Source organism: Dietzia sp. DQ11-44 (assembly GCF_014145205.1).
Taxonomy (GTDB): Bacteria; Actinomycetota; Actinomycetes; order Mycobacteriales; family Mycobacteriaceae; genus Dietzia; species Dietzia natronolimnaea.
Genome location: NZ_JAALEC010000303.1, coordinates 1 through 1691, shown reverse-complemented (window position 1 = coordinate 1691; position 1691 = coordinate 1). Strand labels below are relative to the sequence as shown.

Below are 1691 nucleotides of genomic sequence, written 5' to 3'. Positions count from 1 at the left end.
CAGAGGGCTGCCACCTCACCGACGGCGACGGCAACCGCCTGCTCGACTTCACCTCCCAGCTGGTCAACACCAACATCGGCCACCAGCACCCCGTGGTGGTCAAGGCGATCCAGGACCAGGCCGCCGAGCTGTGCACCATCAACCCCGCGCACGCCAACGCCGCCCGCGCCGAGGCCGCCCGGCTGGTCGCCGAGGTCGCACCCGCCGGCATGAACCGCGTGTTCTTCACCAACGCCGGCACCGAGGCCGTCGAGCACGCCGTCCGCATGGCGCGCCGCCACACCGGTCGGCACAAGACCCTCTCGGCGTTCCGCAGCTACCACGGCGCCACCACCACCTCGATGAACCTCACCGGTGACGCCCGCCGCTGGGCCAACGACCACGGCAACACCGGCGCCGTGCACTTCCACGCGCCCTACCTGTACCGGTCGCAGTTCTACGCCGAGAACGAGAAGCAGGAGTGCGACCGCGCGCTCGAGCACCTGGACTCGCTCATCGCGCTGGAGGGCCCGGACCACTTCGCGGCCCTGATCATCGAGTCGGTGCCCGGCACGGTCGGGATCATGGTGCCGCCGGCCGACTACCTGCGCGGTGTGCGGGAGATCTGCGACAAGTACGGGATCGTCATGATCTGTGACGAGGTCATGTCCGGCTTCGGGCGCACCGGCGCCTGGCTGGCCCTGGACAACTTCCGGTCCGGAGACGACGACTGGGCCCCCGACCTCATCACCTTTGCCAAGGGTTCCAACTCCGGCTACGTCCCCCTGGGCGGGGTGATCCTGCACGACCGGATCGCCGCCTCCTTCGAGACCACCCCCTACACCGGTGGCCTGACCTACGCCGGGCACCCGCTGGCCTGCGCCTCCGTGGTGGCCACGATCAACCTGATGCGTGACGAGAAGATCGTCGAGAACGCCCGCACGATCGGCGAGGACGTGATCGGCCCGCGCCTGCGCGAGCTCGCACGGACGCACCCGTCGATCGGCGAGGTCCGCGGCCTGGGAGTGTTCTGGGCCGTGGAGATGGTGGCCGACCGCGAGACACGCGAGCCCCTCGCCCCCTACGGTGGGACATCGGAGGCCATGGCCAGGACCTTCGCCGCCGCCAAGTCCGACGGCGTGCTGTTGTTCATGAATTACAACCGATTCCACATCGTTCCGCCCTGCATCATCACGGCCGACGAGGCGAACGCGGGGCTCGATATCTTCGACCGCGCACTCGATGTGGCCGATTCCTATGTGGGGAGCTGACCGGACATGGCGCTGATACTGGGCCTGATCGTCAACGCCGTCGCCCTGTGGGTGGCGACTCTGATCGTGCCGGGGATCTCCCTGTACGAGACCGCGGGTGTCGCCGACATTGACGCCGGCGCCATCGACAATGAGGTGAGCGTGCCGACTATCGCGGCGCTGCTCATCGTGGCCGTGGTGTTCACGCTGATCAACGCGGTGATCAAGCCGATCGTGCAGCTGCTGTCGCTGCCGCTGACCATCCTCACGCTGGGGCTGTTCCTGCTGGTGATCAACGCGCTGATGCTCATGCTCACCAGCTGGGTCACCACGACGTTCCAGCTGTTCGGTGCCGAGTACCTGGTGAGCGGGTTCTGGGCGGCGTTCTTCGGGGCGATCGTGATCGGCCTGGTCAACTGGGTGCTGGGCATGGTGCTCCCCACGCGCGCCCGGGACTGAGGT

Annotated in this window: 2 protein-coding genes; both read left to right on the top strand. The window is 67.9% G+C overall.

Annotated features, from left to right (window positions below; all coding sequences use genetic code 11):
- A partial coding sequence (locus G6018_RS08430) for an aminotransferase class III-fold pyridoxal phosphate-dependent enzyme (RefSeq protein WP_182616311.1) occupies positions 1-1250 on the top strand: 1250 nt, incomplete at its 5' end.
- Positions 1251-1256: 6 nt separating this feature from the next.
- Complete coding sequence (locus tag G6018_RS08425; protein WP_182616309.1) at positions 1257-1688, top strand: phage holin family protein; 432 nt, start codon at positions 1257-1259, stop codon at positions 1686-1688.
- Positions 1689-1691: the final 3 nt, after the last annotated feature.